8 protein-coding genes are annotated in these 8049 nt (G+C 72.4%); 1 reads left to right on the forward strand and 7 read right to left on the reverse strand.

Annotated elements, in window-relative coordinates:
* Nucleotides 1–195 precede the first annotated feature (195 nt).
* The gene (locus tag B9C99_RS25125) at nucleotides 196–837 is read left to right on the forward strand and encodes a bifunctional 2-polyprenyl-6-hydroxyphenol methylase/3-demethylubiquinol 3-O-methyltransferase UbiG (RefSeq protein ID WP_088899758.1); all 642 of its coding nucleotides are present in this window, start codon (nucleotides 196–198) and stop codon (nucleotides 835–837) included.
* On the opposite strand, the gene B9C99_RS25130 is transcribed toward B9C99_RS25125, so the two are convergent.
* The 7 genes from B9C99_RS25130 to B9C99_RS25160 form a co-directional block, all read right to left on the reverse strand.
* Nucleotides 791–1690, reverse strand: a complete 900-nt coding sequence (locus B9C99_RS25130; RefSeq protein WP_088899759.1) for a DMT family transporter — start codon at nucleotides 1688–1690, stop codon at nucleotides 791–793. The two genes, B9C99_RS25125 and B9C99_RS25130, sit on opposite strands and share 47 nt — an antisense overlap.
* A gap of 4 nt (nucleotides 1691–1694) precedes the next feature.
* Nucleotides 1695–3146, reverse strand: a complete 1452-nt coding sequence (gndA, locus tag B9C99_RS25135) for an NADP-dependent phosphogluconate dehydrogenase (protein WP_088899760.1) — start codon at nucleotides 3144–3146, stop codon at nucleotides 1695–1697.
* Nucleotides 3147–3217: 71 nt separating this feature from the next.
* Nucleotides 3218–4168, reverse strand: a complete 951-nt coding sequence (locus B9C99_RS25140; protein WP_088899761.1) for a M56 family metallopeptidase — start codon at nucleotides 4166–4168, stop codon at nucleotides 3218–3220.
* Between the two features lie 13 nt (nucleotides 4169–4181).
* Nucleotides 4182–4592, reverse strand: a complete 411-nt coding sequence (locus B9C99_RS25145; protein ID WP_088899762.1) for a BlaI/MecI/CopY family transcriptional regulator — start codon at nucleotides 4590–4592, stop codon at nucleotides 4182–4184.
* A 78-nt stretch (nucleotides 4593–4670) separates the two neighbouring features.
* Entirely contained in the window at nucleotides 4671–5543 is an 873-nt protein-coding gene (locus tag B9C99_RS25150) for an ABC transporter ATP-binding protein (RefSeq protein WP_088899763.1), read from the reverse strand.
* A complete protein-coding gene (locus tag B9C99_RS25155; protein ID WP_088899764.1) occupies nucleotides 5540–6676 on the reverse strand; it encodes an iron chelate uptake ABC transporter family permease subunit in 1137 nt (378 codons plus the stop codon). The genes B9C99_RS25150 and B9C99_RS25155 overlap by 4 nt, the downstream gene beginning before the upstream one ends.
* The coding region (locus B9C99_RS25160; RefSeq protein WP_088899765.1) for an iron ABC transporter permease at nucleotides 6673–8049 on the reverse strand (1377 nt) is incomplete at its 5' end. The genes B9C99_RS25155 and B9C99_RS25160, both read right to left, overlap by 4 nt.

Genomic DNA, 8049 nt, shown 5'->3' on the forward strand with positions numbered 1-8049 from the left:
GTGGGGTGGTGGTGGGTGCCGCGGGCACCGGTGTCCTCTCGTCGGGTCCGGTCGCGGACGGTGTCCGCCTGCCGGAAGTGGTTTCGACGGGTACCGATTCTACTGAGGGTGGTTGCCGTGTGTCGCGGTGCCGGTGACGGCGCGGCGCCTACGGTGGGGATCGAGCAGGTGTCCCGGTGGAGCGAAGGAGCGTGGATGAGCAGCGGCGAGGGTCCGGAACACGGTGGCGGCGAGCGGGTGCCGAGCCGGTGGGAGGAGATCGTGGCGGAGAATCCGGCGCATTCGTCGTGGTACGTCGAACGGTTCCGCACCATGGTCGCCCGGGGGCAGGACACCGTCGGGGAGGCCCGGTTGATCGATGCGATGGTGCCGCGTGGGGCGCGGATCCTCGACGCCGGGTGCGGACCGGGCCGGCTCGGCGGTTATCTGCATCGGGCCGGGCACCGTGTGGTCGGGGTGGATGTCGATCCGGTGCTGATCGCGGCGGCGGAGGAGGATCATCCGGGGCCGCGGTGGCTGGTCGGGGATCTGGCCGAGCTGGATCTGCCGGCCCGCGGTGTCGACGCGGATTTCGATGTGATCGTGTGCGCGGGCAACGTGATGACCTTCGTGGCGCCGTCGACGCGGGTGGCGGTGTTGCGCAATTTCGCGGCGCACCTGGCGCCGCAGGGCCGGGCGGTGATCGGTTTCGGGGCGGGTCGTGAGTATCCGTTCGAGGAGTTCTTCGCGGACGCGCAGCAGGCGGGGTTGTCGGTGCAGGTGCGGCTCTCGACCTGGGATCTGCGGCCGTTCAGCGACGATGCGGAGTTTCTGGTGGCGGTGCTGGGGCGGGCGTAGCCGCGGTGTCGGTGGGGGTGTCGGCGGCCTGGGCGCGGGAGAGCGCCACGGTGGTCACGAGCATCACGATGACGGCGGCGCCGACGAGGATCCGCCCGGGCCCGTCGGTGCGCAGGTGTTCGCCGAGCACGGTCATGCCGAGCACGATCGCGGCGAGCGGTTCGCCGACGGTCAGGGCGGGCAGCGAGGCGGTGAGCGATCCGGACTGGAAGGCGCGTTGCTGCAGGTAGATCGCGGCGGCGCCGGCGGCGACGAGCGTCCAGGTCTGCCACGAGCCGAGCAGCGGGACGATGCCGTGTTCGGCGAGGTCGGTGACGTGTTTGGTGAACGCGCTGGTCACGCCGTAGAGGATGCCGGCGGCGATGCCGAACGCCAGCGCCCGCAGCCGCGGTGACAGCAGGGCGACGACGACGGCGGCGGCGGTGACGGCGAGCACCAGACCGAGCGGCAGCGCCCACCGGACGGCGGCGGCGTCGCCGGTGCCTTCGGTGGGGTTGCCCACGAGCAGGAAGATGGCCAGCGCCGCGCACAAGGCGCCGGCGAGCAACCAGGTGGTGCGGGTGACGCGGCGGCCGGTGGTGGCGGCGGCGAGCGGCAACGCGAACAGCAGCGACGCGACGAGCAGGGGCTGGACGAGCAGCACCGACCCGAATGTGAGCGCGACGACCTGCAGGATGTAGCTGCCGCCGTCGCCGAGGATCCCGGCCCACCAGCGGGGGCTGCGCAGCAGCGAGCCGACGAGCGAGTCGGTGTCGGGCACGGCAGCGGCCGAGCTCTGTTGCGCGACACTGCCGACCGCGATGAGCGCGGCGGCGGCGAGCGCGCACAGGACGGCGACTGCCGTGCCCGTCATCGGGTCAGGCCTGCACTTCGGAGCGGTCTCCGCTCCACAGGGTGTGGAACTTGCCGGGGCGGTCGGTGCGCTCGTAGGTGTGGGCACCGAAGAAGTCGCGCTGGCCCTGGGTGAGGGCGGCGGGCAGCCGGTCGGCGCGCAGCCCGTCGTAGTAGGACAGCGACGACGCGAACGCGGGGACGGGGATGCCGAGCTGGGTGGCGGTGACCACGACGCGGCGCCAGCTGTCGATGCCGATCTCGATGGCGTCGCGGAAGTACGGCGCGAGGATCAGGCTGGGCAGCGTCGGGTCGGCGTCGTAGGCCTCCTTGATGCGGTTGAGGAACTGGGCGCGGATGATGCAGCCGCCGCGCCAGATCGTCGCGAGCGCGGCGCGGTCGACGTTCCAGCCGTATTCGGCGCTGCCGGCGGCGATCTGGTCGAAGCCCTGCGCGTAGGCGACGATCTTCGACGCGTACAGGGCGGCGCGGATGTCCTCGGTGAACTGCGCGGCGTCGGTGGGGGCGGCGCCGAGGTTGCCGGCGGCGAGGCCGCGGGCGGCGGCGCGCTGGTCGCGGGAGCCGGACAGGGCGCGGGCGAAGACCGCTTCGGCGATGCCGGTGACCGGCACGCCGAGGTCGAGGGCGGCCTTGACGGTCCAGCGGCCGGTGCCCTTCTGTTCGGCGGCGTCGACGATGACGTCGACGAGGGGTTTGCCGGTGGCGGCGTCGGTCTGGCGCAGCACGTCGGCGGTGATCTCGATGAGATAGGACTCGAGGGTGCCGGTGTTCCAGTCGGCGAAGACGTCGGCGATCTGTCCGGCGTCGTAGCCGAGGGCGTCGCGCAGCAGGTGGTAGGCCTCGCCGATGAGCTGCATGTCGGCGTATTCGATGCCGTTGTGCACCATCTTCACGAAGTGGCCGGCGCCGTCGGGGCCGATGTGGGTGCAGCAGGGGGTGCCGTCGACCTGGGCGGCGATCTTCTCGAGCAGCGGGCCGAGCGCCTCGTACGATTCGGCGGGGCCGCCGGGCATGATGGACGGGCCGTTGAGGGCGCCTTCCTCGCCGCCGGAGATGCCGGCGCCGACGAAGTGCAGGCCGCGGGCGCGCAGGGCGGCTTCGCGGCGGATGGTGTCGGTGTAGAGGGCGTTGCCGCCGTCGATGATGATGTCGCCGGGTTCCATCGCGTCGGCGAGCTCGTCGATGACCGCGTCGGTGGCGGCGCCGGCCTTGACCATGATCAGGACGCGGCGCGGCTTCTCGAGGGCGGCGACGAAGTCGTCGATGGTTTCGGTGCGGACGAAGGTGCCGTCGCTGCCGTGCTCGGCGAGCAACGCGTCGGTCTTGGCGATGCTGCGGTTGTGGAGGGCGACGGTGTAGCCGTTGCGGGCGAAGTTGCGGGCGATGTTCGAGCCCATCACGGCCAGTCCGGTCACGCCGATCTGGGCCTGCGGTGTTTCGGTGCGTTCGACGGTCATGGTCTACAGCTTCCCCCGAAACGGGGGCCGATCGAAATCGGGGCGGGCCGAACGGTGCGGCGTGTCGCGGCTCAGAGGCCGAGCAGCAGGGACAGTTCGGTGAGCCAGGGCACCGCCACGGCGATGGTGGGCACGACGAGGATGGCGGCGGCGGCGGTGTAGGCGGCGGCGGAAATGCCGAGGTTGGGGCCCGGTCCGGTGAGGCGTTGCACGCGCAGCACGGTGCTCGGACCGCCGACGGCGAGCGCGCCGGTGGGGGTGTGGGCGCCGGCGCAGGCGACGAGGGCGCGGGCCAGCGGGGCGGGGCCGGTCTTGCGGACGGCGGAGTCGTCGGCGAGCAGCTCGACGAGCAGTTTCACCGAGCCGAGCGCCGAGCCGGAGCGCACGACGCGGGGGAACGCTTCGTAGACGGCGGTGAACGCCTCGAGGATGAGGTCGTGGCGGGCGCGCAGGTGGGAGTGTTCGTGGCGCAGAATCGCGCGTAGTTCGTCGTCGCCGAGGTTGTCGAGGGTGCCTTCGCTGAGCACCACCCGGTGCCGCAGCCCGGGGAGGCAGTAGGCGATGGGGTCGGCGGTGTCGAGGATCCGCACGTGCGGGTGGTGGCGGACGGCGGCGCCGCTCTCGCGGCGGTCGAGCAGGTCGACGAGCATGCGGTGGCGGGAGCGGCGGCGGCGGGTGCGCACCGCGACGCGCAGCATGGAGAAGGTCAGGCGGGCCCCGATGAACACGGTCAGGGCGAAGACGATGACGTAGGTCAGCCACAGGGGTAGACCGAGGGCGTCGATCTCTTCGAGGGGGCCGGTGGTGGGTCGGCCGTCGGCGCCGGGTACGAGGAGGCGGGCGGCGATGGCCAGGCCGCAGGAGAACGCGGAGAGCACCGCCGCCAGGGCCACGGACTGCCACAGCACGAGGGCGGCCCGGGGGTTGCGGTGCGGCCAGGTGGCGCGGGCGAGCAGCCCCGGCACCGGACCGGCGAGGAGAAGCGCTGTGGTTCCGAAGAACAGCGCCGTGGTCGCGTTCATGACATCGAGTGTGTCAGCCGGCCCGCTCGGTGTCGTGGCCGGTGGTGTCGTCGCCGTGTTGCGCTTCGAGTTTCGCCAGCGCCGCGCGCAGGGCGGCGGCTTCGTCGGCGCCGACGCGGCCGACGAAGTGGACGAGGGCGGCGGCGCGGCCGGCGGTCTCGTCGGCCTGGTCGAGGGCGTCGACCATGAGGCTGGCGACGAGTTCGTCGCGGCCGTGCACCGGCAGGTAGCGGTGGGCGCGGTCGTCGCGTTGCTGGATGACGAGGTTCTTCTTGGCGAGGCGCTGCAGGACCGTCATGACGGTGGTGTACGCGAGGTTGCGTCGAGCCGAGAGGGCTTCGTGGACCTGCCGGACGGTCTGTGGTTCGGGGGTGGACCACAGGTGGTCCATCACTGCGCGTTCGAGTTCGCCGAGTGCTGCCATGGGTCGATTCTACGGATTTCTCCGACGAATGTGCGTACTACCCCTAGTCGTAGGGTCTGACCTGCGGTGGGACCATCGTCACCGGCGGTGGGGACCTCCGGCGGCGCCGTAGACGTGGCGGGTGCCGATGGGCACGATCAGCGGCCGGTCGGACACCGGATCGTCGATGACCGACGCGTCGAGGTCGAACACCTCGCGCAGCAACTCGACGGAGATCACCTCCGAGGGCACCCCGGAGGCGACGACGCGGCCGTCCTTCATCACCACCAGGTGGTCGCTGTAGCGCACGGCGAGGTTCAGGTCGTGCAGCACCATCACCACGGTGCGGCCGAGTTCGCTGTGCAATCGGTCGACGAGGTCGAGGACCTCCACCGAGTGCGCGAGGTCGAGATAGGTGGTCGGTTCGTCGAGCAGCAGGATGTCGGTGCCCTGCGCGAGTGCCATGGAGATCCAGGCGCGTTGCCGTTGCCCGCCGGACAGTTCGTCGATGGGCCGGTCGGCGAGGTCGGCGATGCCGGTGCGGTCGAGGGCGATGGCGACCTCGTCCTCGTCGTCGGAGGACCACTGCCGGAACCACGATTGGTGCGGGTGCCGGCCGCGGGAGACCAGGTCGGCGACGGTGAGCCCTTCGGGGGCGACGGGGGCCTGCGGCAACATGCCGAGCACCCGGGCGACCTCGCGGGTGCGCATGGTGGTGATGTCGTGGCCGTCGAGCAGCACGGTGCCGGTGCGGGGTTTGAGCAGCCGGCTCAGTGCGCGCAGCAGGGTGGATTTGCCGCAGCCGTTGGGGCCGATGACGGTGGTGACCACGCCGGTGGGGATGGACAGGTCCAGGTCGTCGACGATGAGCCGTTCGCCGTAGCCGAGGCTGATGTGTTCGGCGACCAGCCGCGGCGCCGCGTGCTCGATCGGGCCGGGGGCCGGGGCGGGGGGCAGATGGGTGTCGGTCATCGGGAGACCTTTCGGTTGGAACGCACCAGCAGGTACAGCAGGAAGGGACCGCCGAGCGCGGAGGTGACCAGCCCGACCGGCAGCGGCACCGGCAGGATGGTGCGGGCGATCAGGTCGGCGGCGACGACGAACAGCGCGCCGGTCAGGGCGGAGGCGATGATCGGGCTGCCCGCCGACCCGACGAGGCGCAGGGCGATCTGCGGGGCGGCGAGGGCGACGAAGCCGATGGGTCCGGCGGCGGCGGTGGCGACGGCGGCGAGCGCGCACGCCGCGATGAGCAGCAGCGCCTGCTGGGTCTGCAGCTTCACGCCGAGGGAGCGGGCGGTGTCGTCGCCGAGGCGCAACGCCCCGACGGTGAAGGAGGCGGTCGCGGCCCAGCCGCCGACGAGCAGCAGCGCGATCGCGGCCGGTACCACCTGACTCCAGGACACGCCGTTGAGGGAGCCGGTCAGCCACACCTGGGCGCGGCTGACGTCGTTGATGTCGGCGGAGACGAGCATCCACTGGGTCAGGGCGATGAGCATGGCGTTGACGCCGATGCCGATGAGCACGAGCCGGAAGCCGTCGGCGCCGCGCCGCCAGGCCAGCAGGTAGATGACGGTGGCGGTGAGCAGCGCGCCGAGCAGCGCCGACATCGGCAACCCGAGGGTGGCGAGCAGTCCGACGATGGAGCCGCCGCTGGTGACGACGATCAGGGCGACGGCGGCGGCGGAGGCGCCGGCGGTGATGCCGAGGATGTCGGGGCTGGCCAGGGCGTTGCGGGACACCGATTGGGTGATGGCGCCGGAGACGGCGAGGGCGGCGCCGACGACCACGGCGGCGATCCCGCGCGGCAGGCGCAGGTCGAAGACGATGAACCGGTCGAGGCGTTCGCCGCCGCCGAGGAGCACCTCGACGACCTGCAGGGGGCTGAGCGGGTAGTCGCCGCGGCCGAGGGAGATCGACAGCAGCACCGCGGTGGCGACGACGATCAGCGCGCACACGATGACCATGCGGGCGCGCCAGACCACCGAGAGGGAGCCGAGCCGGAAGGCGGGCCGGCCCGGGACGCGGGTGGAGACCTGCACGGGTGAGCGGCGCCTGCCCGTCGTCGGTTCGTCCTTGTCGAGGGAGGGGGTGGGGGTGTCGTTCACAGGGCCACCAGCTTCCGGCGACGGACGAGGGCGATGAAGAAGGGGGCACCGATGAGGGCGAGGACGATGCCGACCTGCAGTTCGCCGGGGCGCACCACGATGCGGCCGACGACGTCGGCGAGGACGAGCAGCGCCCCGCCGAGCAGCCCGGCGTAGGGCACGAGCCAGCGGTAGTCGGGGCCGGTGACCGCGCGGGCGATGTGCGGGACGATCAGCCCGACGAACGCGATCGGTCCGCACGCGGCGGTGGCGGCGCCGGTGAGCACGGTGATCGCGGCGATGCCGATCACCCGGGTGGTGACGACGTTGGTGCCGAGCGAGCGGGCGACGTCCTCGCCGAGGCTGAGCAGATTCAGGGCCGGGGTGGAGGCGAGCGCGACGAGCAGTCCGACGACGATGAACGGCAACACCTGCCAGAAGACGTCCATGCCGCGGCCGGCGACGGAGCCGACCACCCAGAAGCGGTAGCCGTCGAGGCTGGTCTGGTCGAGCAGCACGATGGTCTGGATCATCGCCTGCAGGAAGAACGCGACCGCCGCGCCCGCCAACGCGAGGCTGAGCGGACTCGAGCCGCCGTTGCCGATGGACGCGAACCCGAACACGACGATGCTGGCGAGGGCGGAGCCGGCGAAGGCGAACCACAGGTACTGCGCCGGGGTGGAGAGCCCGAACAGGTAGATCGACAACACCACGAGGAAGGCGGCGCCGGCGTTGATGCCGAGCAGGCCGGCGTCGGCGAGCGGGTTGCGGGTGTGCCCCTGGATGAGTGCCCCGGCGACGCCGAGCGCGATGCCGACCAGCAGCGCGAGCAGGGTGCGGGGGACGCGCAGCGAGTGCACGATCACGTCGGTTTCGGAGCCGTCGTTGACGACGAGGGCGTGGAAGACCTCCGCGAAGGTCATCGGGCGGGCGCCGACGGCGATGCTGGCGAGCGCGCCGAGCGCGAGCAGCACGAGCAGCGCGGCCAGGCCGAGCAGGCGCCGGCGGCGCAGCGCGGCGACGCTGCTGTCGGTGGGGCGGGGGGTGAAGTCGTCGTGGCGGGCGTGGCGTTCGGTGACGATCTCGGTGCCGCGGCGCAGCAGGGCGCGGCGGGTGCCGGCCGGTCCGGTGGTGGTGCGGTCGCGCAGTACGAGCCCGGTCCATTGCAGGCCCAGGCTTTGGCCGGTGCGGCCGGCGCGGTAGCCGTGGTTCCACCACAGCAGTCCGGCGGCGGCGGCCAGGGCGGCGCCGCCGAAGACGATGCGGTCGGTCTGGCCGCCGCCCTTGGCGTCGGCGAGGGTGTCGACGACGAGGGCGCCGACGAGCAGGGGGATGGCGAGGAGCGCGAGGTCGCACAGGACGGCGGCGATCCGGCGGCCCGCGCGGGGCGGGGC

This window comes from Rhodococcus sp. BUPNP1 (assembly GCF_002215235.1).
In the GTDB taxonomy this organism is placed as follows: Bacteria; Actinomycetota; Actinomycetes; order Mycobacteriales; family Mycobacteriaceae; genus Rhodococcus.